This window comes from Lelliottia sp. 489, assembly GCF_050435885.1.
GTDB lineage: Bacteria > Pseudomonadota > Gammaproteobacteria > Enterobacterales > Enterobacteriaceae > Enterobacter > Enterobacter nimipressuralis.
Genome location: NZ_JBNDLC010000004.1, coordinates 43,807 through 67,593, shown reverse-complemented (window position 1 = coordinate 67,593; position 23,787 = coordinate 43,807). Strand labels below are relative to the sequence as shown.

General features: G+C 57.5%; 20 protein-coding genes. 9 read left to right on the top strand and 11 right to left on the bottom strand.

Translation table 11 applies throughout. From position 1 onward, the window contains the following. The first annotated feature begins 14 nt into the window (after positions 1-14). Entirely contained in the window at positions 15-1,262 is a 1,248-nt protein-coding gene (locus ABIE11_RS14030; RefSeq protein ID WP_429184736.1) for a polysaccharide deacetylase family protein, read from the top strand. A 2-nt stretch (positions 1,263-1,264) separates the two neighbouring features. Here the strand turns inward: ABIE11_RS14030 and panD are convergent, their stop codons facing one another. The 9 genes from panD to thpR all read right to left on the bottom strand — a co-directional run bounded on the left by panD (position 1,265) and on the right by thpR (position 8,429). Then, a complete protein-coding gene (gene panD, locus ABIE11_RS14025; RefSeq protein WP_095284178.1) occupies positions 1,265-1,645 on the bottom strand; it encodes an aspartate 1-decarboxylase in 381 nt (126 codons plus the stop codon). Between the two features lie 111 nt (positions 1,646-1,756). Then, on the bottom strand, positions 1,757-2,611 hold the full coding sequence (gene panC / locus ABIE11_RS14020) for a pantoate--beta-alanine ligase (RefSeq protein ID WP_100777585.1): 855 nt from the start codon (positions 2,609-2,611) through the stop codon (positions 1,757-1,759). Between the two features lie 11 nt (positions 2,612-2,622). After that, on the bottom strand, positions 2,623-3,414 hold the full coding sequence (gene panB / locus ABIE11_RS14015) for a 3-methyl-2-oxobutanoate hydroxymethyltransferase (protein WP_123429473.1): 792 nt from the start codon (positions 3,412-3,414) through the stop codon (positions 2,623-2,625). 122 nt (positions 3,415-3,536) lie between these two features. Then, the gene (gene folK, locus ABIE11_RS14010) at positions 3,537-4,016 is read right to left on the bottom strand and encodes a 2-amino-4-hydroxy-6-hydroxymethyldihydropteridine diphosphokinase (protein WP_429184735.1); all 480 of its coding nucleotides are present in this window, start codon (positions 4,014-4,016) and stop codon (positions 3,537-3,539) included. Further along, positions 4,013-5,413 (bottom strand): polynucleotide adenylyltransferase PcnB, encoded by a 1,401-nt coding sequence (pcnB, locus tag ABIE11_RS14005; protein WP_100777582.1) that lies wholly within the window; start codon positions 5,411-5,413, stop codon positions 4,013-4,015. Before pcnB ends, folK begins: the two co-directional genes overlap by 4 nt. A gap of 175 nt (positions 5,414-5,588) precedes the next feature. After that, positions 5,589-6,479, bottom strand: coding sequence for a tRNA glutamyl-Q(34) synthetase GluQRS (gene gluQRS, locus ABIE11_RS14000; protein WP_312070008.1), 891 nt, complete (start codon positions 6,477-6,479; stop codon positions 5,589-5,591). A gap of 71 nt (positions 6,480-6,550) precedes the next feature. Then, a complete protein-coding gene (gene dksA / locus ABIE11_RS13995) occupies positions 6,551-7,006 on the bottom strand; it encodes an RNA polymerase-binding protein DksA (RefSeq protein WP_001155232.1) in 456 nt (151 codons plus the stop codon). A 174-nt stretch (positions 7,007-7,180) separates the two neighbouring features. Continuing rightward, on the bottom strand, positions 7,181-7,885 hold the full coding sequence (sfsA, locus tag ABIE11_RS13990) for a DNA/RNA nuclease SfsA (RefSeq protein ID WP_100777580.1): 705 nt from the start codon (positions 7,883-7,885) through the stop codon (positions 7,181-7,183). A 13-nt stretch (positions 7,886-7,898) separates the two neighbouring features. Further along, complete coding sequence (gene thpR / locus ABIE11_RS13985) at positions 7,899-8,429, bottom strand: RNA 2',3'-cyclic phosphodiesterase (RefSeq protein ID WP_429184734.1); 531 nt, start codon at positions 8,427-8,429, stop codon at positions 7,899-7,901. Between the two features lie 72 nt (positions 8,430-8,501). Here thpR and hrpB point away from each other — a divergent pair, with 72 nt between their 5' ends. From hrpB to fhuB, 6 genes are all read left to right on the top strand, one after another. Further along, on the top strand, positions 8,502-10,931 hold the full coding sequence (hrpB, locus tag ABIE11_RS13980) for an ATP-dependent helicase HrpB (RefSeq protein ID WP_429184733.1): 2,430 nt from the start codon (positions 8,502-8,504) through the stop codon (positions 10,929-10,931). An 83-nt stretch (positions 10,932-11,014) separates the two neighbouring features. Next, on the top strand, positions 11,015-13,540 hold the full coding sequence (gene mrcB, locus ABIE11_RS13975) for a bifunctional glycosyl transferase/transpeptidase (RefSeq protein WP_312070011.1): 2,526 nt from the start codon (positions 11,015-11,017) through the stop codon (positions 13,538-13,540). Between the two features lie 238 nt (positions 13,541-13,778). Continuing rightward, on the top strand, positions 13,779-16,025 hold the full coding sequence (gene fhuA, locus ABIE11_RS13970) for a ferrichrome porin FhuA (protein WP_429184732.1): 2,247 nt from the start codon (positions 13,779-13,781) through the stop codon (positions 16,023-16,025). A 47-nt stretch (positions 16,026-16,072) separates the two neighbouring features. Beyond that, entirely contained in the window at positions 16,073-16,870 is a 798-nt protein-coding gene (gene fhuC, locus ABIE11_RS13965; RefSeq protein ID WP_429184731.1) for a Fe3+-hydroxamate ABC transporter ATP-binding protein FhuC, read from the top strand. After that, complete coding sequence (gene fhuD, locus ABIE11_RS13960; RefSeq protein ID WP_429184857.1) at positions 16,870-17,760, top strand: Fe(3+)-hydroxamate ABC transporter substrate-binding protein FhuD; 891 nt, start codon at positions 16,870-16,872, stop codon at positions 17,758-17,760. The genes fhuC and fhuD overlap by 1 nt, the downstream gene beginning before the upstream one ends. Further along, positions 17,757-19,739, top strand: a complete 1,983-nt coding sequence (gene fhuB, locus ABIE11_RS13955; protein WP_429184730.1) for a Fe(3+)-hydroxamate ABC transporter permease FhuB — start codon at positions 17,757-17,759, stop codon at positions 19,737-19,739. The genes fhuD and fhuB overlap by 4 nt, the downstream gene beginning before the upstream one ends. Positions 19,740-19,796: 57 nt before the next feature. On the opposite strand, the gene hemL is transcribed toward fhuB, so the two are convergent. Continuing rightward, complete coding sequence (gene hemL / locus ABIE11_RS13950) at positions 19,797-21,077, bottom strand: glutamate-1-semialdehyde 2,1-aminomutase (RefSeq protein ID WP_429184729.1); 1,281 nt, start codon at positions 21,075-21,077, stop codon at positions 19,797-19,799. 178 nt (positions 21,078-21,255) lie between these two features. Here hemL and clcA point away from each other — a divergent pair, with 178 nt between their 5' ends. Then, on the top strand, positions 21,256-22,656 hold the full coding sequence (clcA, locus tag ABIE11_RS13945) for a H(+)/Cl(-) exchange transporter ClcA (RefSeq protein WP_429184728.1): 1,401 nt from the start codon (positions 21,256-21,258) through the stop codon (positions 22,654-22,656). An 85-nt stretch (positions 22,657-22,741) separates the two neighbouring features. Beyond that, the gene (gene erpA, locus ABIE11_RS13940) at positions 22,742-23,086 is read left to right on the top strand and encodes an iron-sulfur cluster insertion protein ErpA (RefSeq protein WP_100777570.1); all 345 of its coding nucleotides are present in this window, start codon (positions 22,742-22,744) and stop codon (positions 23,084-23,086) included. A 74-nt stretch (positions 23,087-23,160) separates the two neighbouring features. Here erpA and ABIE11_RS13935 read toward each other — a convergent pair whose 3' ends face one another. Beyond that, positions 23,161-23,784, bottom strand: coding sequence for a TRIC cation channel family protein (locus ABIE11_RS13935; RefSeq protein WP_100777569.1), 624 nt, complete (start codon positions 23,782-23,784; stop codon positions 23,161-23,163). Between the last annotated feature and the right edge of the window lie 3 nt (positions 23,785-23,787).

Below are 23,787 nucleotides of genomic sequence, written 5' to 3'. Positions count from 1 at the left end.
TCGATAATAATCCCATGTTTATACGCGTTTTTTCCTTTCTGTTGCTGCTGGTCTCCGGCGGCGTCTCTGCCAGTTTATTAAGCCAACAGGGCTTACCCGCTCAATATATGCAAACCACTGAAGATGCGGCGATCTGGGCGCAGGTGGGCAACGAGGTTGTTAACGTCGGCAATGTGCGCGCGGGGCAGATTCTTGCGGTCGTTCCTACGGCAGCAGACTATTATGAATTTCGCTTCGGCTTTGGCACCGGGTTTATCGACAAAGGCCATCTGGAAAAGGTGCAGGGGAAACAGCGCGTACAGGACAGTCTGGGCGATCTCAATAAGCCGTTCAGTAACCAGAATCTGATCACGTGGAAAGACACCCCGGTGTATAACGCACCCAACAGCGGCAGCGCCCCGTTTGGTACGCTGAGTTCAAACCTGCGCTATCCCATTCTCAGCAAGCTGAAAGACAGACTCAACCAGACCTGGTTTCAAATCCGCATGGGCAACCGTCTGGCGTGGATCAGCAGCCTGGATGCGCAGGAAGACAGCGGTATTCCGGTGATCACCTATCACCATATTTTGCGCGACGAAGAGAACACCCGCTTCCGCCACACCTCCACGACCACCAGCGTGCGCGCCTTTAACAACCAGATGACCTGGCTGCGCGATCAGGGTTACACCACGCTGACGCTCTATCAGCTGGAAGGCTACGTGCGCAATAAAATGAACCTGCCCGCCCGCGCGGTGGTGATTACCTTTGACGATGGTCTGAAGTCGGTCAACCGCTACGCGTGGCCGATTCTGAAGCAGTATGGCTTTAAGGCGACGGCGTTTATCATCTCGTCGCGAATCAAAGGCCATCCGCAGAAGTGGGACCCGAAATCGCTGCAGTTTATGAGCGTGTCGGAGCTGAAAGAGATTCAGGATGTGTTTGATATCCAGTCGCACACCCACTTCCTGCACCGCGTCGATGGCAATAAACATCCTATTTTGCTGAGCCGTAGCTACCACGTCATTCTGTTTGATTTTGAACGCTCGCGGCGCTCGCTGGCACAGTTCAACCCGCGCGTGCTCTATCTCTCGTATCCGTTCGGCGGTTACGATGACAAAGCGGTGAAAGCGGCGAACGACGCCGGTTTTCATCTGGCGGTGACGACGGTAAAAGGGAAGGTGAAACCGGGAGATAATCCGTTCTTACTGAAACGCCTGTATATCTTAAGAACGGATTCGCTGGAGACAATGTCGCGGCTGATCAGCAATCAGCCGCAGGGGTAACATCAGGCAACCTGAACCGGTACGGCTTTCGCGGTACGTTTCATCTCGTTGTCGCCGTCAAAATAGGCCACTTTAGGCTGCCAGCTGCGCGCCTGTTCGTCCGGCATGGTGACGTAGGTGGCGATAATCAGGATATCACCCACGTCAGCACAGTGTGCCGCCGCGCCGTTGACGGAGATGATTTTTGAGCCGCGCTCACCGGCAATCGCATAGGTAGAGAAGCGTTTGCCGTTGGTTACGTTGTAAATATCAATGGCTTCGTATTCGAGAATACCCGCCGCCTCAAGGAAATCCTGGTCAATCGCGCAGGAACCTTCGTAATGCAGGTCTGCCTGCGTCACTTTGACGCGGTGAAGCTTACCTTGCAGCATTGTGCGAATCATAACGTTACCTTTACTCTTCATGCAGTCCCTCTCCGGCTGGAGAGGGCAGGGTGGGGGGAAACATTCCCCAGGCAAATATTAGCGCAGTATTGCCCGATTTTTAGTCGCTGTCTACTGCGTCAGCTCAACCACTTTGTTGTCGATCAGGCGCGCCTGACCCAGCCATGCGGCCACCAGAATCACCGCGCGTTTGCTGGTGTCTGAAAGTGCCAGCAGCGTGTCCGCATCGCGGATTTGAACGTCGTCGGCACGCAGCCCTTTTTCGTTCAGCTCCTGTTCCGCGATAGCGATAATCTCTTCCGCCGTCAGTTCGTTAGCTTCCAGCTTCTCCGCCATCGCGTTCATGACTTTGCTCAGCGCCGGCGCGATTTTGCGCTGGTCAGCGGTCAGATACCCGTTGCGTGAGCTGAGTGCCAGACCGTCTTTGGCGCGCACAATCGGCACGCCGACGATCTCGATGTCGTAGCCCATGTCTGCGACCATTTTGCGGATCAGGGCCAACTGCTGGAAATCCTTCTCGCCAAAGCAGGCGATATCCGGCTGCACCAGGTTGAAGAGCTTGCTGACGATGGTCGAAACGCCGCGGAAATGCCCCGGACGGCTGGCCCCTTCGAGCATGGTTGAAATGCCCGGCACATCGACGAAGGTCGCCCCTTCGGTACCCTGCGGATAAATATCGTCAGGCGTGGGTGAAAAGACGAAATCCACATGGTGTTTTTTGAGCTTTTCACAATCTTCCTGCAGCGTGCGCGGGTAGCGCGCCAGATCGTCGGCACGGTCGAACTGCATCGGGTTAACGAAAATCGTCACCACGACGACATCGGCGCGGGCTTTCGCTTCGTCGACCAGTTTCATGTGGCCATCATGCAGATTGCCCATGGTCGGGACCAGGGCGATACGTTTACCCTCCTGACGCAGGCGGCGAATGTGCTGACGCAGCAGTGGCAAGGTTTCAATGATTAGCACAATGAGACTCCTTAATGGAAACTGTGTTCTTCAGCCGGGTAAACACCGGATTCGACGTCGGCAATATACTGCCTGACCGCAGCGCGCATGTCGCCCGCGGTGCTTAGGAAATTCTTTGCAAATTTAGGGATGTGGCCGCCGGTGATGCCGAAAGCGTCGTGCATCACCAGGATTTGCCCGTCGGTCACGTTGCCTGCGCCAATGCCAATCACGGGGATTGAGAGCGCTTCGGTGACGCGTTTGGCCAGTTCAACGGGCACACACTCCAGCACCAACAGCTGCGCACCGGCGGCTTCCAGCGCCAGCGCGTCGTCCAGCAGCGTTTGACCTGCTTCGCCGCGCCCCTGAACTTTATATCCACCGAAAATATTCACCGACTGCGGTGTTAAACCGAGATGGCCGCAAACCGGCACCGCGCGCTCGGTCAGTTTTTTCACGGTGTCAACCAGCCAGGCTCCGCCTTCGATTTTCACCATATTGGCGCCTGCGCGCATCACGGCGGCGGCATTTTCGAAGGCTTGTTCTGGCGTGGCATAGGCCATGAAAGGCAGGTCGGAAAGCAGCAGGCACTCTGGGGCACCGCGACGAACGGCGCGGGTATGGTAAGCAATATCTTCTACCGTCACTGGCAGGGTGGAATCATGTCCTTGTACCGTCATCCCTAACGAGTCGCCGACCAGCATGACCTTAATGCCTTCGTCGGCAAACAGCTTCGCAAAGCTGTAGTCATAGGCGGTGATCGTGGCGAAGCGTTTTTTTTCCTGTTTGCATTTCTGCAATAAGGCGATGGTGGTTGGTTTCATAATGTTTCCTGATAGCCCAAAACGAATCTTTGCGCATTCTAACAGTAACATTCGGGGGAACAATGATTTTAGGCAACCGATTAACACCAATTATTTTAGGGGTTATCAGCAAAATAACGGGATTACCAGAGGGCGGGTTTTTCGGCGTTGAGCTGCTGCAAAATTGCCTGCAGCGATTCGCCGTTGGGGAAGGTTAATTCAGGGGCAACTTCCCAGAGCGGCCAGAGCATAAAACCGCGATTTTTCATGTCGTAATGCGGCACCGTCAGGCGGTCCGTATTAATGACTTCATCACCGAACAGCATGATATCGAGATCCAGCGTGCGCGGTCCCCAGCGTTCTGCTTTACGCTGGCGGCCCTGCTGAAGCTCAATACGCTGGGTGTTATCCAGCAAGGTTTCGGCATCGAGGGATGTTTCAAGCACCACGGCGGCGTTCAGGTAATCAGGCTGATCCTGCGGCCCGAGCGGTGGCGTGCGGTAAAACGCAGAAACCTGCACGAGGCGGCTCTGTGGGATCTCGCTTAACGCCTGAACGGCAGCATTAACCTGCTCCAGAGGAGAGGCCTGATTGCTGCCGATGGCGATATAAGCGAGGGTCATGCGCTACCTTCGCGGCGCGGGGCGCGCTTGCGTGGGCGACGATGACGGCGACGCGGTTCTGGCTCTTCATCCAGATTGGTGAGCATCCCTTTCTGTTCCGGCGGAGCGGAAACCTGGAACTCGCCCCACCACTGGGCCAGACTTTGCAGCTCTTTGTTGTTCTCGATCTCAGCGCGTAGCGCCAGCAGATCGTAAGCCGCGCGGAATTTCGGATGTTCCATCAGCTTCCACGCGCGCTTGCCCTGACGGCGAGACATGCGTAATTGCAGCTGCCAGATATCGCGAACCAGCGTGGTGATGCGCTTAGGAATCGCCAGCGTACGGCAGGCTTCGTCCAGCACGTCGTTGGCGGCCAGCGCGAAAGCATCGTAGTAGGCCAGGCCGCTTTCCTGAGCAATTTTCTGCGCAGTTTCGAGCAGTGGATACCAGAACATTGCCGCGAACAGGAACGCCGGGTTCACACGCATATCGTTATGAATGCGGGTGTCAGTGTTTTTCAGCACCTGAGCGATAATGCGCTCCATCGGGCTGTCACCGCTTTCGGTGAAGTAGCGCACGATGGTCGGGAACAGCGGTTGGAAGAGGCTGTTTTCGCGCAGCAGCTTATAGGTTTCATACCCGTAACCGGCTTGCAGCATTTTCAGCGCTTCTTCGAACAGACGCGCCGGTGGCACGTCGTTGATAAGCGTCGCCAGACGCGGAATCGGCTCAGCGGTCTCTGGGCTTATCTGCATATTCAGCTTGGCAGCAAAGCGCACGGCGCGCAGCATGCGCACCGGATCTTCGCGGTAGCGAGTTTCAGGATTGCCAATCAGGCGAATCACGCCCTCTTTCAGGTCCTGTACGCCGCCCACGAAATCACGCACCGTGAAATCGGCCACGCTGTAGTAAAGGCTGTTGATGGTGAAATCGCGACGCTGGGCATCTTCTTCGATGGAACCAAAGATGTTGTCACGCAGCAGCATGCCGTTCTGGCCACGCTGAGAGGTTGTGCGATCTGTTGGTGCGCCGGCTTCGTGATGGCCACGGAAGGTTGCCACTTCGATAATTTCCGGACCAAACATCACGTGTGCAAGACGGAAACGACGGCCTACCAGACGACAGTTGCGGAATAATTTACGCACCTGTTCCGGCGTGGCGCTGGTCGTCACATCAAAATCTTTTGGTTTTTTGCCAAGCAGTAAATCGCGAACCCCGCCGCCCACGAGATAGGCCTCGTAGCCTGCTTTATTCAGACGATAGAGCACCTTGAGGGCATTTTCACTGATATCTTTGCGGGAAATAGTGTGCTGCTCACGCGGAATAACCGACATATGGGATTGAGCAATAGCGTCATTCGCTACGCTCTCATCGCGGCTTAGCACCTTACGGCAAAAATTAGCGACTCGAGTAAAAATAGTACACCTCGGTAGTGTGTTTCATATATTGGACAAAAAATTACACGTCATCTTTTATGCTGCCTCTGCGTTGGCTGCCTTCGCTCTCACGGGCCGTTTACAAGCGTAAACTCGCGGTGATTCACTCAGTTGCCGCCTTGATACAGCGGAGATGCTTCGTGTAAAAAGCGGCTAATCATAGCTCAGCGAGACGCATTTGAGAATGCTGGATTTTTGGCACGGCAGAGAGCGACCAGCCCTCGACGGCTTTTTTCAGCAATTCATCAACGGATAAATCCTGCCATTCATTGTTCACATTTTGGTTTAGAAATCGTAATGCGTCGATCAAAACGGGGCGCGGATCCCCGTCAGGCAGCGCGGGCGCGTGATTCTGCTTTGAAAGTTTATTCCCGTGTTCATTCAGCGCCAGCGGCAAATGAATATAGTCCGGAACCTTCCAGCCTAACTGCTGGTAGAGCGAAATTTGTCGCACCGTCGGTTCAATCAAATCTGCGCCGCGCACAATTTCTGTCACGCCCTGGAAATGATCGTCCACCACCACAGCAAGATTATAAGCAAATAAGCCATCGCGACGATGAATAATAAAATCTTCACGCGCCAGACGCTCATCGGCGGTAATTTCGCCGAGCAGTAAATCCTTAAAGCGGGTGACAGGATGATGCTGAAGCAGACGCACCGCCGCATTCTCCGGCCCGTTATTCAGGGTTCGGCAATGGCCGTCGTAGACGCCGCCTGCCTGCTGAATACGCGCACGGGTGCAGGTGCAGTAATAAGACAGCCCTTGCTCATACAGCCACGCCAGCTGTTCGCGGTAAGCCTCGTGGCGGTTTGACTGCCACAATACTTCTCCGTCCCAGTTCAAACCGTAATGTTCCAGCTGACGCAGGATGGTTTCTGCTGCACCGGGAACTTCACGAGGGGGATCAATATCTTCGATACGCACGCGCCAGAGGCCGTGCTGAGAACGCGCTTGCAGGTAGCTGCCGAGAGCGGCGATGAGCGAACCGAAGTGCAGCTCACCAGAGGGAGATGGCGCAAAGCGCCCGATATAGTCGGATTGAGGCATAGTCACAGCAGACAAAAAGTCACAAGGCGGGAGTGACTCCCGCCTTTATGATCGTTACGACAGAACAGGAATTAACCTGCCATCTGTTTTTCGCGGATTTCAGCCAGCGTTTTGCAGTCGATGCACAGATCGGCAGTCGGACGCGCTTCCAGGCGACGAATGCCAATTTCCACACCGCAGGACTCGCAGTATCCGAAATCTTCGTCCTCGACCTTCTTCAGCGTTTTCTCAATCTTTTTGATGAGTTTGCGTTCGCGGTCACGGTTACGCAGTTCGAGGCTGAACTCTTCTTCCTGAGCGGCACGGTCTACCGGGTCCGGGAAGTTTGCTGCTTCGTCTTGCATATGGGTAACAGTGCGATCGACTTCATCCCTAAGTTGATTACGCCATGCTTCAAGAATACGCTTGAAGTGAGACAGCTGGGCTTCGTTCATATACTCTTCGCCCGGTTTCTCTTGGTACGGCTCCACCCCAGCGATGGCGAGAATACTCAGGGACGATGTTTTACGGTTTTGCCCTTCTTGCATGTTGCTTCTCCTTAACACGCACTATCGATCCCCGTGTGGGGGAAAAATCAGGTCGCTATAAATAGCAGATGCTTTTCCGTAAGGCAATTATCTAAACGTAACACTTGACAAGCCTGTGAGGAAAAGCGTATTTGCGCACGCGGCCAGAACACCAAATCGTCATCTTCTAACCCCTTATAACACAACGGGGAGCGTCGACTTCAGAGTCATATTATCGGCAGAAAGTTCCGCTTTATAAGCGAAAACTTCTACCCCCTGCTTTTGTGCCTCATTCAACAATTGTGCGTACTTTGGGTCAATGTGGCGGGCGGGTGAGAATCGTTCAATCGCTGAATGCAACACCGCAAACAGCAATACGGCGCGCTTGCCCGCCGCCGCAACACTCATTAGCTCTCGCAGATGCTTTTGGCCGCGTAGCGTCACCGCATCCGGAAAGTAGCCATTATCCCTGTCTGCTAACGTCACTGATTTGACTTCAATATAGCACTCAGGGCGGTCATCCGCCTGTAGCATGAAGTCAATTCTGCTGCCTTCCTCGCCATATTTCACTTCGCCTTTCAGCGTGCTGTAACCCATAAGCTCTGGAATCAGCCCGGCGTCGATGGCCTCTTTCACCAGCGGGTTGGCGCGCTGGGTATTTACGCAGATAAAGGCGCCTTGCTGGGTCTCGGTAATTTCCCAGGTATGCGCATATTTACGCTTAAGATTGGCAGAGGTGGAGTACCAGACCGTATCGCCCGGCGTGGCGCAGCCCGTCATCGCACCGGTGTTCGGGCAGTGCAACGTGAGATGCTCGCCCTCGGGGGTGATCACGTCGGCCAGAAAGCGCTTGTAGCGCTGAATCAGGGTGGCTTGCTGTAAGGCAGGGCTAAACTTCATCGTGAGTCCTTGATTATTCGCTTAACGTCCAGCGCGTCAGCGGCGTATAGCGGGTGCGTCCCTGATGGAATACGGATTCGTAGAGGACAAATTCGGTTACCGGAAAGGCCCAGCTAAAGCCTGGGGCGGGAATGGCAACCGCCTGCGCGGTATTGCGCAGCAGGGTGAGGTGCGGGTGAAAGGGCTGCGGGCTTTGATAGCAGCCACTGCGAGCGGCCTGGGCGCGCAGCAGATTCGCCAGCTGCAACAACCCGCGCGGTGGCTGACGCGTCCCGAGCCACACGACGCGAGAGCGCAGCCACTGCCCGGCGTCGTCCAGATTGAGGGTAAAACCCGGCTGGCGGATCCGCCCGGCCATCGCCGACAGCGCTTGCTGCTTTTCTGCGCTGACCTCGCCGAGAAACGCCAGCGTCAGATGTAAATTGGCGGCCGCAACCGGGCGGCCCGCTTCGGCCGGAAAATTCGCCGCGCGCCAGCGGACGATTTGCCGCTGAACAGTGGCCGGTGGCTCAATGGCGAAAAACAGTCGTTTTGAATCAGGCATAGGAGGGCTCGGTAATGATATGCGCCGATGCTACAATGTCCGCCGTCTAATGTTAACCCTCTGGAGCTGTTCGTGTCCTCATTGCCGGTCGCCGCCGTACTTCCCGAGCTACTTGCCGCGTTACAACATGCCCCTCAGATCCTGCTGAATGCGCCCACGGGCGCCGGTAAATCGACCTGGTTGCCGCTGCAGATCCTCAAAGAGGGGAATATTCCCGGAAAAATTCTTCTGCTTGAGCCGCGCCGGCTGGCGGCCCGCAACGTGGCACAACGCCTCGCCGAACTGCTGAATGAAAAGCCGGGCGAAACGATCGGCTACCGCATGCGCGCCGAAACCTGCATCGGCCCCGCGACGCGCCTCGAAGTGGTGACGGAGGGCATTCTCACCCGGATGCTGCAAAACGATCCGGAGCTGAACGGCGTGGGGCTGGTGATCCTCGATGAATTCCACGAACGCAGCCTTCAGGCCGATCTGGCGCTGGCGCTGCTGCTCGATGTTCAGCAAGGGCTGCGTGACGATCTCAGGCTGCTGCTGATGTCGGCGACGCTCGACAACCCACGTTTGCAACAGATCCTTCCCGATGCACCGGTGATCGCCTCCGAAGGGCGGGCATTTCCCGTCGATCGCCGCTACCAGTCGCTGTCGGCGAACCAGCGCTTTGATGAGGCGGTCGCTATCGCTACCGCGGAGCTGTTGCGCCACGAGTCTGGCTCGCTGCTGCTCTTTTTACCGGGCGTCGGCGAAATTCAGCGTGTGCAGGAGAAACTGGCGTCACGCGTTGGCTGCGATGTACTGCTCTGCCCTCTGTATGGCGCACTGTCGCTGAACGAACAGCGTAAAGCCATCCTTCCGGCACCTGCCGGGCAGCGCAAGGTGGTGCTGGCGACCAACATTGCCGAAACCAGTTTAACGATCGAGGGCATTCGTCTGGTGGTCGATACGGCGCAGGAGAGGGTGGCGAGCTTCGATCCGCGCACCGGCCTGACCCGCCTGCTCACGCAGCGGATCAGCCAGGCATCCATGACCCAGCGCGCTGGCCGCGCCGGACGCCTGGAGCCGGGGATTTGTCTGCACCTGACCAGCGCCGAGCAGGCAGAACGTGCGGCGACGCAGAGCACACCGGAAATTCTGCAAAGCGATCTCTCCGGCCTGCTGCTGGAGCTGTTGCAATGGGGCTGCCCGGATCCGAGTCAACTGGTCTGGCTCGATCAGCCGCCTGCGGTGAATCTGGCGGCGGCGCGCAGGCTGCTTACTCAGCTTGGTGCGCTTGACAATGAACGCCTGACACCTCGCGGCCAGAAAATGGCGACCCTTGGCAACGAACCGCGTCTGGCGGCGATGCTGGTGGCGGCAAAAGAGGATGATGAAATCGCCACTGCCGCGAAGCTGGCGGCGATTCTGGAAGAGCCTCCGCGCGGCGGGAGCAGCGATTTGGCCTCGGCTTTTTCGCGCAATCAGCCCAACTGGCAGCAGCGCGCCCAACGGCTTTGTCAGCGCCTGAACTGCCGTGGCGGAGCGTTGGACAGCGATCTGATCCCTGGCCTGCTGGCGCAGGCTTTCCCGGATCGCATCGCACGCAGGCGGGGCATCGATGGCCGCTACCAGCTGGCGAACGGCATGGGCGCGATGCTTGACAGCGATGACGCGCTCACTCGCCACGAATGGCTGATAGCGCCGCTGCTGTTGCAGGGCAGTTCGTCCCCGGACGCGCGAATTTTACAGGCGATAGCGGTGGATATTGACGCGCTCACACGCGACTGCCCGCAGCTGTTGCAGCAGTCGGACACCATCGAGTGGGACGACGCGCAGGGCACCCTGAAAGCGTTTCGCCGCAGCCAGATCGGCAAACTGACCGTCAGCGTTAAACCGCTGGCAAAACCGTCGGAAGACGAGCTGCATCAGGCGATGCTCAACGGTATTCGCGATAAAGGGCTGACTGTGCTGAACTGGACGCCGGAAGCGGAACAGTATCGCCTGCGCTTACACTGCGCCGCGCGCTGGCTGCCGGAGTACCCGTGGCCCGAGGTGGACGACGATGCGCTGCTGGCCTCCCTGGAAACCTGGTTACTGCCAGAAATGGGCGGTGTGCACTCCCTGAAAGCGCTGAAATCACTGGATGTGAAGGCCGCGCTTGAGAATTTACTCGATTGGTCATTACGTCAACGACTGGTGAGTTCGCTCCCCTCGCATTACACTGTGCCGACCGGAAGCCGGATCGCCATTCGTTATCATGAGGATAATCCTCCGGCACTGGCGGTACGGATGCAGGAGATGTTTGGTGAAGCCACCACGCCGTCGATAGCCGACGGGAGCGTTCCACTGGTGCTGGAGCTGCTGTCGCCCGCCCATCGTCCATTGCAAATCACGCGCGATCTCGGTGCTTTTTGGGCTGGTAGCTATCGCGATGTGCAGAAAGAGATGAAAGGGCGTTATCCGAAACACGTCTGGCCGGACGATCCGGCGAATACCGCGCCGACGCGGCGGACGAAGAAGTATTCATAGGTTTTGAGAGATTTCTTCTTTCACCGTTGGGTGGAAGAAAAGAGAATCGGGCCATTGCGCCTGGAATGTTGCGGAGAGAAAGCATGGCGGGGAATGACCGCGAGCCAATAGGACGTAAGGGTAAACCTGCGCGTCCGGCGAAGGAAAAAATCAGCCGTCGTCGCCTCAGAGATGAGGAGTATGACGATGACTATGAAGACGATGATGAGGATGAACCCATGCCGCGGAAAGGAAAAGGCAAAGGGCGGAAGCCTCGTGGCAGGCGCGGCTGGTTCTGGCTGCTGCTGAAGCTGTTTATTGTATTTGTTGTTCTGATGGCGATTTACGGTGTGTACCTGGATCAGAAGATCCGCAGCCGTATCGACGGTAAAGTCTGGCAGTTGCCTGCGGCGGTGTACGGTCGCATGGTGAACCTTGAGCCGGACATGTCCATCAGCAAGAACGAAATGGTCAAACTGCTGGAAGCCACGCAGTACCGTCAGGTGTCGAAAATGACCCGCCCTGGCGAGTTTACCGTGCAGGCGAGCAGCATCGAGATGATCCGTCGTCCGTTCGATTTCCCGGACAGCAAAGAGGGGCAGGTGCGCGCGCGTCTGACCTTTGACGGCGACCATCTGGAAACCATCGAGAACCTGGACAGCAACCGTCAGTTCGGTTTCTTCCGTCTCGACCCGCGTCTGATCACAATGCTCTCCTCGCCAAACGGCGAGCAGCGCCTGTTTGTCGCGCGTAATGGCTTCCCGGATCTGCTGGTTGATACCCTGCTGGCCACCGAAGACCGCCACTTCTACGAGCATGATGGCGTGAGCCTTTACTCCATCGGGCGTGCGGTGCTGGCGAACCTGACGGCCGGTCGTACGGTGCAGGGGGCGAGTACCCTGACCCAGCAGCTGGTGAAAAACCTGTTCCTCTCCAGCGAACGCTCTTACTGGCGTAAAGCCAACGAAGCGTACATGGCCGTGCTGATGGACGCCCGCTACAGCAAAGATCGTATTCTTGAGCTGTACATGAACGAGGTGTATCTCGGTCAGAGCGGCGATAACGAAATCCGTGGTTTCCCGCTGGCGAGCCTCTACTACTTTGGGCGTCCGGTGGAAGAGCTGAGCCTCGACCAGCAGGCACTGCTGGTGGGGATGGTGAAAGGCGCGTCAATCTATAACCCGTGGCGCAACCCGAAACTGGCGCTGGAGCGTCGTAACCTGGTTCTGCGCTTGCTGCAACAGCAGCAGGTGATCGATCAGGAGCTGTACGACATGCTGAGCGCGCGTCCGCTGGGCGTGCAACCGCGCGGTGGCGTGATTTCGCCACAGCCTGCATTTATGCAGATGGTGCGTCAGGAGCTGCAGACCAAACTCGGCGACAAAGTGAAAGATCTCTCCGGCGTGAAGATCTTTACCACCTTTGACTCCGTGGCGCAGGACGCCGCTGAGAAAGCTGCCGTTGACGGCATTCCGGTGCTGAAAAAGCAGCGCAAGCTGAGCGATCTGGAAACCGCAATGGTCGTCGTCGATCGTTATAGCGGTGAAGTGCGCGCGATGGTGGGCGGGGCAGAGCCGCAGTTTGCGGGCTACAACCGTGCGATGCAGGCGCGTCGTTCGATTGGTTCTCTGGCAAAACCGGCGACCTATCTGACTGCTCTGAGCCAGCCGAATCAGTATCGACTCAATACCTGGATTGCCGATGCGCCGATTGCGCTGCGTCAGCCCAATGGCCAGGTATGGTCTCCGCAGAACGACGATAAACAGTTCAGTGGCCAGGTGATGTTGGTGGATGCACTGACGCGCTCGATGAACGTCCCGACGGTCAACCTTGGTATGGCGCTGGGTCTGCCGGCGATCACCGATACCTGGCAGAAACTGGGTGTGCCAAAAGATCAGCTGCACCCGGTGCCAGCGATGATTCTGGGGGCACTGAACCTGACCCCTATCGAAGTGGCGCAGGCCTTCCAGACCATCGCCAGCGGCGGTAACCGTGCGCAGCTCTCTGCGGTGCGCTCGGTGATTGCTGAAGACGGTACGGTGCTTTATCAGAGCTTCCCGCAGGCAGAGCGCGTAGTTCCCGCGCAGGCTGCTTACATGACCCTGTGGACCATGCAGCAAGTGGTGCAGCGCGGTACGGGTCGCCAGCTGGGCGCGAAATATCCGGGCCTGCATCTGGCGGGTAAAACCGGGACCACCAACAACAACGTCGATACCTGGTTTGCCGGGATTGATGGCCGGGAAGTGGTGATCACCTGGGTTGGACGTGATAACAACCAGCCGACCCGTCTGTACGGTGCGAGCGGCGCGATGTCCATCTACCAGCGTTACCTGACCAACCAGTCGCCGGTGCCGCTGAACCTGACGCCGCCGGAAGATATCGTCGATATGGGCGTGGATGAGTCGGGTAACTTCGTCTGCGGCGGCGGGATGCGTTCCCTGCCGGTCTGGACGGACAAACCGGAATCACTGTGTCAGCAAAGCCAGCCAGAACAGCCGACGGGCAATCCGTTTGAGCAGTCTCAGCCTCAACAGCAGCCGCAGCAGCAACAACAGCAGCAGCCGCAGAATGAGAAGAAAGACAGCGACGGCGTCGCGGGCTGGATCAAAGATATGTTTGGCAGTAACTAAGTCTGAGAATTCCCTCTCCTGCGGGAGAGGGAGTTTATTCACGCATAAAGAACATATTCCTAACCCTTATTTAATCCTGCTTTAACTCCTCATTTTCCCTCTGGTTATTTCTTAAACCCTCAATTCTTGTAGGGCCGCATATCGCTTGCTATGCCGCCAGCGTTTCGCATATTATTCTGCGGTCATAATAATAATTCTCGTTTACGTTATCATTCACTCTTTCATCAGAGATATACCAATGGCGCTCAAAACTGCTCAGCCAAAGAGTCCTTCGCTGCGTAAAATCGCGGTCGTTGTAGCCACAGCGGTAGGCGGCATGTCTGCTTTTGCACATGCGGCTGACACCCCCAAAAAAGAAGACACCATTACGGTGACGGCGGCCCCAGCGGCACAAGAAAGTGCATGGGGACCGGCGGCAACCATCGCGGCGCGTCAGTCCGCAACCGGCACCAAAACCGATACCCCTATTCAAAAAGTCCCTCAATCTATTTCTGTGGTGACCGCCGAAGAGATGGCGCTGCATCAGCCACGCTCGGTGAAAGAGGCGTTGAGCTACACCCCAGGCGTTGCAGTTGGCACGCGTGGCGCATCAAACACCTATGACTATCTGGTCATTCGCGGTTTTGCAGCCGATAATCAGAGCCAGAACAACTACCTCGACGGTATGAAGATGCAGGGCAACTTCTACAACGACGCGGTGATTGACCCTTACATGCTGGAGCGCGCTGAAATCATGCGCGGTCCGGTTTCTGTGCTGTACGGAAAAAGCAGCCCAGGCGGTTTGCTGAATATGGTGAGCAAGCGCCCAATGACGGAGCCGCTGAAAGAGATCCAGTTCAAAGTCGGCACCGACAGCCTGTTCCAGACCGGGTTTGACTTCAGCGATGCAATCGATGATGACGGCGTCTACTCCTACCGTCTGACCGGCGTAGCGCGTTCCAATAACGCCCAGCAGGAGCGTGCGGAAGAGCAGCGTTATGCTATCGCGCCGTCGTTTTCATGGCGTCCGGATGACAAAACAAACTTCACCTTCCTCTCTTACTTCCAGAATGAGCCAGAAACGGGCTACTACGGCTGGTTGCCAAAAGAGGGTACGGTTGAGCCACTGCCAAACGGCAGCCGTCTGCCGACCGACTTCAACGAAGGTGCGAAGAACAATACCTACTCCCGTAACCAGAAAATGGTTGGGTACAGCTTCGACCACGCGTTCAACGACACCTTTACCGTGCGTCAGAACCTGCGCTTTGCTGAGAATAAAACCTCGCAAAACAGCGTCTACGGTTACGGTGTATGTACCGATCCGGCGAATGCGGGCAGCAAACAGTGTGCGGCCTTAGCGCCGGCGGACAAAGGTCATTATCTGGCGCGTAAATACGTGGTTGATGATGAGAAGCTGCAAAACTTCACCGTGGATACCCAGTTGCAAAGCAAATTTGCGACCGGTGCCGTTGACCACACCCTGCTGACCGGCGTTGACTTTATGCGTATGCGTAACGACATCAACTCCTGGTTCGGCTACGACGACTCCGTGCCGTTGCTGGATCTCTACAATCCGGTGTACACCGATTTCGATTTCAATTCGAAAGATCCGGCTACGTCCGGTCCGTATCAGATCCTGAACCGTCAGAAGCAAACGGGCCTGTACGTTCAGGACCAGGCGCAGTGGGATAAAGTGCTGGTGACTCTGGGCGGTCGTTACGACTGGGCCGATCAGGAATCCTACAACCGAGTAGCCAATACCACCTCCAAACGTGACGATACCCAGTTCACCTGGCGTGGTGGCGTTAACTACCTGTTTGATAACGGCGTAACCCCGTACTTCAGCTACAGCGAATCCTTCGAACCAGCGTCTCAGACCGATGCGCAGGGTAAACTGTTCTCACCGTCTAAAGGTAAGCAGTACGAAGCGGGCGTGAAATATGTGCCGAGCGACCGTCCTATCGTGTTGACCGGTGCGGTCTACCAGCTGACCAAAACCAACAACCTGATGGCTGACCCGGCAGGCTCATTCTTCTCCGTTGAGGGTGGCGAAATTCGTTCACGCGGCGTGGAAATTGAAGCTAAAGCGGCGCTGTCTGCGAGTGTTAACGTCGTAGGGTCTTACACCTACACGGATGCGGAATACACCACCGACACCAACTACAAAGGCAACACGCCTGCGCAGGTGCCAAAACACATGGCTTCCCTGTGGGGTGACTACACCTTCTTTGATGGCGCACTGTCTGGTCTGACCCTGGGGACCGGCGGCCGTCTGACCGGCTCCAGCTATGGCGACCCGGCGAACTCCTTCAAAGTGGGCAGTTACACCGTTGTCGATGCCCTGGTCCGTTACGATCTGGCGCGCTTCGGTATGGCGGGTTCCAACGTGGCGGTTCACGTCAACAACCTGTTGGATCGTGAATACGTCGCAAGCTGCTTCAACACCTACGGCTGCTTCTGGGGTGCTGAACGCCAGGTTGTCGCCACGGCGACCTTCCGCTTCTAATCTCTCTTCGGGCACGGTTCGCCGTGCCCTTTAACAAGTTGGCCACTATGCAGGAAATTAGACCGCACTCCGATACCACGTTTGCGCTTAATAACACCTCCTTTCGCGTCCCTGGACGCACGCTGCTGCATCCGCTCTCTTTGACATTCCCTGTCGGCAAAGTCACGGGCCTTATCGGTCACAACGGTTCGGGTAAATCCACGCTGCTCAAAATGCTGGGTCGCCATCAGCCGCCGTCCGAAGGGGAGATCCTGCTCGACGGGCAGCCGCTTGAGAGCTGGAAAAGCAAAGCCTTTGCCCGCAAAGTCGCCTATCTGCCGCAGCAACTGCCGCAGGCTGAAGGGATGACCGTGCGCGAACTGGTGGCGATTGGACGTTATCCGTGGCACGGCGCGCTCGGGCGGTTTGGTGTGGCTGACAGAGAGAAAGTGGAAGAGGCGATCGCGCTGGTGGGGTTAAAACCGCTGGCGCACCGTCTGGTGGATAGCCTCTCCGGCGGCGAGCGTCAGCGTGCGTGGATCGCGATGCTGGTGGCTCAGGACAGTAACTGCCTGCTGCTGGACGAGCCAACCTCGGCGCTGGACATCGCCCATCAGGTGGATGTGCTGTCGCTGATTCATCGCCTCAGCCAGCAGAAAGGGCTAACGGTGATCGCCGTTCTGCACGATATCAATATGGCCGCGCGCTACTGCGATTATCTGGTGGCCCTGCGCGGGGGCGAGATGATTGCGCAAGGTACGCCGTCTGAGCTAATGCGCGGCGAAACGCTGGAACTGATCTACGGAATTCCAATGGGTATCCTGCCTCACCCGGCAGGGGCTGCACCGGTGAGCTTTGTGTATTGATGCTGGATCCAACGTTGATAAGTCGCCGTCGGTTACTGACGGCGCTGGCGCTTTCGCCACTGCTGTTAAAAATGAATACCGCGCGTGCGGCTTCTATTGATCCGCACCGCATCGTGGCGCTGGAGTGGCTGCCGGTTGAGCTGATGCTGGCGCTGGGTATCGCGCCGTACGGCGTGGCGGATATTCCTAACTACAACATGTGGGTCAACGAGCCGAAGATCCCCGCGTCAACCATCGACATCGGCCTGCGCACCGAGCCGAATCTCGAACTCCTGACGCAGATGAAACCCTCGTTTTTGGTCTGGTCTGCGGGCTACGGCCCTTCGCCGGAGACGCTGGCGCGCATTGCACCGGGCCGGGGGTTCACCTTCAGCGACGGTAAAAAACCGCTGACCATGGCGCGTCATTCGATTAATGAAATGGCTCAGCTTCTGGACCGCGAGGCGGCGGCAAAACAGCATCTCGACCATTTCGACGGTTGTATCGATTCGCTCAAACCCCGCTTTGCCGCGCGCGGCAACCGTCCGTTGCTGATGGTCACGCTGCTGGATGCGCGTCATGTGCTGGTGTTTGGCAAAAACTGCCTGTTCCAGGAAGTGCTCGATCGCTTCGCTATTACGAATGCCTGGGAAGGGGAGATGACCTTCTGGGGAAGTACCACCGTCGGCATCGATCGTCTGGCGCAGTTCCGCGATGTGGATGTGCTCTGTTTCGATCATGGCAATGACCGTGAGATGCAAACCCTGATGGCGACGCCGCTGTGGCAGGCGATGCCGTTCGTGCGCGAGCAGCGTTTCCAGCGTGTGCCTGCGGTGTGGTTCTACGGAGCGACGCTGTCGGCGATGCACTTTGCCCGCGTGCTTGATGGCGCATTGGGAGGCAAAGCATGAGATCGCGGATCGCACTTTTCCCGACGCTGCTGTTAACCGTCGTTTTCGTCGTTGCACTGTTCTTAACCTGGTCAAATCTGTCGATTGCGCTGCCGCGCGCGCAGTGGGGCCAGGCCTTCTCCGTACCGGATATCGATAACATCCAGCAGATGCTGTTCCACTACAGCCTGTTGCCACGCCTGGCGATTTCATTGCTGGTGGGCGCAGGGCTGGGGCTGGTCGGCGTTCTATTCCAGCAGGTGCTGCGTAACCCGCTGGCGGAACCGACGACGCTTGGCGTCGCGACTGGCGCACAGCTTGGTATCACCATCACCACGCTCTGGGCGCTGCCTGGCGCACTCACCAGCCAGTTCGCTGCGCTGGCGGGAGCCTGTGTGGTCGGTGCGCTGGTCTTCGGTGTGGCGTGGGGAAAACGTCTTTCTCCGGTAACGCTGATTCTGGCCGGGCTGGTGGTGAGCCTCTACTGCGGGGCCATCAACCAGCTGCTGGTGCTGTTCCATCACGACGAGCTGCAAAGCATGTTCCTGTGGAGCACCGGGACGCTGACCCAGACCGACTGGAGTATCGTGCAACGCCTGTGGCCACAGCTGATCGGCGGCGTAGTGCTGACCCTGCTGCTGCTGCGTCCGCTGACGCTGATGGGGCTGGATGATGGCGTGGCGCGTAATCTCGGGCTGGCGCTTTCTCTGGCACGTCTCGCCGCGCTGACGCTGGCGATTGTGCTCAGCGCACTGCTGGTAAATGCGGTCGGGATTATCGGCTTCATCGGGCTGTTTGCACCGTTACTGGCGAAAATGCTCGGTGCGCGCCGCCTGCTGTCGCGACTGATGCTGGCGCCGCTGATTGGAGCGCTGATCCTCTGGCTGTCGGATCAAATCATTCTCTGGCTCGCCCGCGTGTGGATGGAAGTCTCCACCGGTTCCGTCACCGCATTGATTGGCGCGCCGCTGTTGCTGTGGCTACTGCCACGTCTGCGCAGCATGAGCGCGCCCGCGATGGACGCCGGGGATAAAGTCTATGCCGAGCGTCAGCACATTCAGTGGTTTGTGCTGACCGGGCTGATCGTGTTGCTGATTGTCGCGTGGATTGCCCTCTCACTGGGGCGCGATGCGAGCGGCTGGCACTGGGCGACAGGCTCGATGCTGGATGAACTGCTGCAATGGCGCTGGCCGCGTATTTTCTCGGCGCTGATCGCTGGCGTGATGCTGGCGGTCGCCGGGTGCATTATCCAGCGTCTAACGGGTAACCCGATGGCCAGCCCGGAAGTGCTGGGCATCAGCTCCGGCGCGGCGTTTGGCGTAGTGATGATGCTGTTCTTCGTACCGGGCGATGCGTTTGGCTGGCTGATGCCTGCGGGCAGTATCGGTGCCGCCGCCACGCTGATGATCATTATGATCGCCGCCGGGCGCGGGGGCTTTTCACCACACCGGATGCTGCTTGCCGGTATGGCGCTCAGCACTGCATTTACCATGCTGTTGATGATGCTGCAGGCCAGCGGCGATCCGCGCATGGCGCAGATCCTGACCTGGATCTCTGGTTCGACTTACGGCGCGACGGGGGCACAGGTGGTGCATTCCGGGATTGCGATGATCTTGCTGCTGGCAATCACGCCGTTGTGCCGCCGCTGGATGACGATTCTGCCGCTGGGCGGTGAAACGGCACGCGCGGTCGGGATTGCATTGACGCCATCGCGCGTCGGCTTGCTGCTGCTGGCAGCCTGCCTGACTGCCGTCGCGACCATGACCATCGGCCCACTCAGCTTTGTTGGTCTGATGGCGCCGCACATCGCGCGCATGATGGGGTTCCGCCGCACGATGCCGCATATCGTGATCTCCGCGCTGGTGGGCGGGATGATACTGGTCATCGCCGACTGGCTGGGCAGGATGGTGCTGTTCCCATATCAGATCCCGGCCGGGCTGCTGTCGACGTTTATTGGTGCGCCATACTTTATTTATTTGCTGAGAAAGCAGAGCCGATAAAAAAAACGGCAGCCGAGAGGCTGCCGTTTTTCATTTACTTTGTTAGCCGCGTGGCGATTAAAGCTTCGCAAACACCTTACGCGCTGCGTCGATGGTGTTATTGATATCTTCTTCGCTGTGCGCCACGGACATAAACCCCGCTTCAAACGCTGACGGTGCCAGATACACACCCTCATCCAGCATCAGATGGAAGAAACGCTTAAAGCGCTCAACGTCGCACTTCACCACGTCCTGATAGCAGGTCACGGTTTTCGCATCGGTGAAGAAGATCCCGAACATGCCGCCCACGTGGTTCACCACCAGCGGAATGCCCGTTTCTTCTGCGGCTTCCAGCAGCCCGTTAGCCAGTTGAGTGGTCAAATCGGTCAGGGTTTCGTGAATACCCGGCTGCGCCACTTCGGTCAGGCAGGCAAAACCTGCCGCCATCGCAATCGGGTTACCGGACAGGGTACCCGCCTGATAAACTGGGCCCGTCGGGGCCAGCGCTTGCATCACCTCTTTGCGTCCGCCAAAGGCGCCCACCGGCATGCCGCCGCCGATGATTTTGCCCAGACAGGTCAGGTCTGGTACCACGTCGTAGTAAGACTGAGCACCCGCCAGCGCCACGCGGAAGCCGGTCATCACTTCGTCGATGATCAGCAGCGCGCCAAATTCGTCGCACAGCGCGCGCAGGCCCGGCAGGAATTCTGGCTGCGGAGGGATACAGTTCATGTTACCCGCGACCGGTTCCACGATGATGCAGGCGATCTCCTGCGGATACTGTTCGAAGGCGGCGCGAACCGTCTCCAGATCGTTATAGGTGCAGGTCAGGGTGTGTTTGGCAAAATCTGCCGGTACGCCCGGAGAGTTCGGCTGGCCGAGGGTCAGCGCGCCGGAACCGGCTTTTACCAGCAGGCAGTCGGCGTGACCGTGATAGCAGCCTTCGAATTTGATGATTTTGTCGCGACCGGTGAAGCCGCGCGCCAGGCGGATAGCGCTCATGGTGGCTTCCGTACCGGAGTTTACCATGCGCACCATGTCCATGGTCGGGACCAGTTCGGTCACCAGCTCCGCCATTTTAACTTCCATCTCGGTAGGTGCACCGAAGCTCAGGCCGCGCTGTGCCGCTTCAATTACCGCATTGCGGATAGTCGGGTGGTTGTGACCCAGCACCATCGGACCCCAGGAGCCGACATAATCGATATAGGCTTTGCCGTCCACATCGTACAGATACGCGCCGTCCGCACGTTCAATAAACAGCGGCGTTCCGCCGACGCCGGTAAAGGCGCGAACAGGAGAGTTGACCCCGCCTGGGATTAGCTCGCGTGCTGCACTGTAGAGGTTTTCAGACTTACTCATAGCGTCGTTCCTGGTTCGTAGAAAAGGGTTTAGCCAGCTATTCTAAGGGATTCGCCGAAGGTTATAAAATTTTTGCCCCAATGATCCTGAACAATTGTTTAGGATTTTTCAGGCGACGGGCAGCGTCAGGGGCATTAAAATCCCTGCGTTAATTGTATGACCAATAAAAGAAGCCGTGATGACAGCACAAAACTCCTCTTTTGAAGAACAGCAATTTGCCCGCCAGCGCCGTCGGGTCAGCGTTCGACGCTTATTGAATCGCGACAAAACGCCGCTGGTGATCCTGGTGATGGCCGCGGTAGTCGGGACGCTCGCAGGGCTTGTGGGCGTGGCGTTTGAGAAAGCCGTCAATGGCGTACAAAACTGGCGCATCGGCACGCTGGGCGGTGTGGCCGATAACCCGTGGCTGCTGTGGTCGATGGCTTTTGGCTTGTCGGCGCTTCTGGCAATGCTGGGCTATTTCCTGGTACGCAAATTTGCCCCGGAGGCGGGCGGATCGGGTATTCCTGAGATCGAAGGCGCGCTGGAAGAGTTGCGTCCGGTGCGCTGGTGGCGCGTGATTCCGGTGAAATTCATCGGTGGTATGGGGACGCTCGGGGCAGGCATGGTGTTAGGCCGTGAAGGGCCAACGGTGCAGCTCGGCGGAAATATCGGGCGGATGGTGGCAGATATTTTCCGCATGCGCAGCGGCGAAGCACGCCATACGCTGCTGGCGACAGGGGCCGCGGCGGGGCTTTCGGCGGCCTTCAACGCGCCGCTGGCCGGGATACTGTTTATCATCGAAGAGATGCGCCCGCAGTTTCGCTACAACCTTATCTCGATCAAGGCTGTCTTCACTGGCGTGATCATGTCGAGCATTGTGTTTCGCATCTTCAACGGCGAATCCGCAGTGATTGAGGTGGGTAAGCTCACCAATGCGCCGGTGAACACGCTGTGGCTGTATCTGATTCTGGGGATGATTTTTGGCGTGCTGGGGCCGCTGTTTAATTTCCTGATACTCAAAACACAGGATATGTTCCAGCTCATTCACGGCGGTAATATCACGAAATGGGTGTTGATCGGCGGTCTGCTCGGCGGGATGTGCGGTGTGCTGGGCGTGATCGAACCGGGTGCAGCTGGCGGCGGATTCAACCTGATTCCCATCGCCGTGGCCGGCAATTTTAGCCTGGGAATGCTGCTGTTTCTGTTTATCTCCCGCGTGGTGACGACGCTGCTCTGTTTTTCCTCGGGCGCCCCGGGCGGAATTTTTGCGCCGATGCTGGCGCTGGGAATGTTGCTCGGCACCGCTTTTGGAATGACCGCCGCAGCGGGATTCCCGGCGTATGAGTTGCAGGCCGGGACCTTTGCCGTTGCCGGAATGGGGGCGCTGCTGGCGGCGTCGTTGCGCGCGCCGCTGACCGCCATCGTGCTGGTTCTGGAGATGACCGACAATTATCAGCTCATTTTGCCAATGATCATTACCTGTCTCGGCGCGACACTATTAGCCCAATTCCTGGGCGGAAAGCCGTTATACTCCACCATTCTTGCGCGTACCCTGGCGAAGCAGGAGGCGGCACTGGCTGAGAAGCAGAATACTTGAATGAATTACCAGGGTATTAGATAATGAAAAAAAGAATTGGATGTTTTTTAATCCGATTCAGTAGCAGTATTCATGGGAGCAAAAAATGAGTGATGACGTAGCGCTGCCGTTGCAGTTTACCGAAGCAGCAGCCATTAAAGTGAAAAGCCTGATTGCGGATGAAAATAATCCGGAGCTGAAACTGCGTGTTTATATTACCGGCGGTGGTTGCAGCGGCTTCCAGTATGGTTTCACCTTTGACGATCAGATCAACGACGGTGACATGACCATTGAGAAGCAGGGTGTCGCGCTGGTCGTTGACCCGATGAGCCTGCAATATCTGGTCGGTGGCGCGGTGGATTACACCGAAGGCCTTGAAGGTTCGCGCTTTGTGGTGACTAACCCGAACGCGAAAAGCACCTGTGGGTGTGGATCTTCGTTCAGTATTTAACTGTGATGCGGCCTTTTCCGACCAGGAGAGGGTACGAACACCAAAAACGGCAACCTTGGGTTGCCGTTTTGCTTTTACCTTCCGTTTTCATCCAGTGCAAACGTCGGCAGCTTCAGGTGCCAGCGTATCGCCGCCAGACGGATCACCAGGGTCACCACCATGCCGATCATCGCTGCGGTTTCCAGCTCGACACCAAAGGTGTAGAACGCGGTTGCGTGGACAATTCCGCCGATAATACAGGCGGTGGCGTAGATTTCGGTGCGCAGAATCATTGGAATTTCACGCGCCAGAATATCACGGATAATCCCGCCGCCGACGCCGGTCAATACGCCCATGCAGATTGCCACCAGCGGGCCGGTACCTGCCATGAAGGCTTTATTGACGCCAATCCCGACAAACACCGCCAGGCCCACGGCATCGAGCACCGGCAGGATCCATTTTGGTAACCGGCGTGGCTGGCGCACCAGCACGATCGTCAGCAGGCACGTCACCATCGCGACCACCAGATCGGTGGGATCTTTGACCCAAAATACCGGGCCATGATCGAGCGCCATATCGCGGATCGTGCCCCCGCCGACGGCCGTCACCACGCCGAGCACTAATACGCCAAAGGGGTCCATGCGTAATTTGCCCGCAAGCAGAACGCCGGAGATAGCAAAAACGGCTGTGCCAAGGATATCCAGCCAATAAACGAGCATTTT

What these genes read in the sequence shown, in the direction of transcription:
- fhuA (WP_429184732.1), top strand. Translation starts at nt 13,779, where the DNA reads ATGGCGCTCAAAACTGCTCAGCCAAAGAGTCCTTCGCTGCGTAAAATC.
- fhuC (WP_429184731.1), top strand. Translation starts at nt 16,073, where the DNA reads ATGCAGGAAATTAGACCGCACTCCGATACCACGTTTGCGCTTAATAAC.
- ABIE11_RS14030 (WP_429184736.1), top strand. Translation starts at nt 15, where the DNA reads ATGTTTATACGCGTTTTTTCCTTTCTGTTGCTGCTGGTCTCCGGCGGC.
- erpA (WP_100777570.1), top strand. Translation starts at nt 22,742, where the DNA reads ATGAGTGATGACGTAGCGCTGCCGTTGCAGTTTACCGAAGCAGCAGCC.
- thpR (WP_429184734.1), bottom strand. Translation starts at nt 8,429, where the DNA reads ATGCCTGATTCAAAACGACTGTTTTTCGCCATTGAGCCACCGGCCACT.
- panB (WP_123429473.1), bottom strand. Translation starts at nt 3,414, where the DNA reads ATGAAACCAACCACCATCGCCTTATTGCAGAAATGCAAACAGGAAAAA.
- hemL (WP_429184729.1), bottom strand. Translation starts at nt 21,077, where the DNA reads ATGAGTAAGTCTGAAAACCTCTACAGTGCAGCACGCGAGCTAATCCCA.
- mrcB (WP_312070011.1), top strand. Translation starts at nt 11,015, where the DNA reads ATGGCGGGGAATGACCGCGAGCCAATAGGACGTAAGGGTAAACCTGCG.
- clcA (WP_429184728.1), top strand. Translation starts at nt 21,256, where the DNA reads ATGACAGCACAAAACTCCTCTTTTGAAGAACAGCAATTTGCCCGCCAG.
- fhuB (WP_429184730.1), top strand. Translation starts at nt 17,757, where the DNA reads ATGAGATCGCGGATCGCACTTTTCCCGACGCTGCTGTTAACCGTCGTT.
- ABIE11_RS13935 (WP_100777569.1), bottom strand. Translation starts at nt 23,784, where the DNA reads ATGCTCGTTTATTGGCTGGATATCCTTGGCACAGCCGTTTTTGCTATC.
- dksA (WP_001155232.1), bottom strand. Translation starts at nt 7,006, where the DNA reads ATGCAAGAAGGGCAAAACCGTAAAACATCGTCCCTGAGTATTCTCGCC.
- fhuD (WP_429184857.1), top strand. Translation starts at nt 16,870, where the DNA reads ATGCTGGATCCAACGTTGATAAGTCGCCGTCGGTTACTGACGGCGCTG.
- panD (WP_095284178.1), bottom strand. Translation starts at nt 1,645, where the DNA reads ATGATTCGCACAATGCTGCAAGGTAAGCTTCACCGCGTCAAAGTGACG.
- gluQRS (WP_312070008.1), bottom strand. Translation starts at nt 6,479, where the DNA reads ATGCCTCAATCCGACTATATCGGGCGCTTTGCGCCATCTCCCTCTGGT.
- sfsA (WP_100777580.1), bottom strand. Translation starts at nt 7,885, where the DNA reads ATGAAGTTTAGCCCTGCCTTACAGCAAGCCACCCTGATTCAGCGCTAC.
- folK (WP_429184735.1), bottom strand. Translation starts at nt 4,016, where the DNA reads ATGACCCTCGCTTATATCGCCATCGGCAGCAATCAGGCCTCTCCTCTG.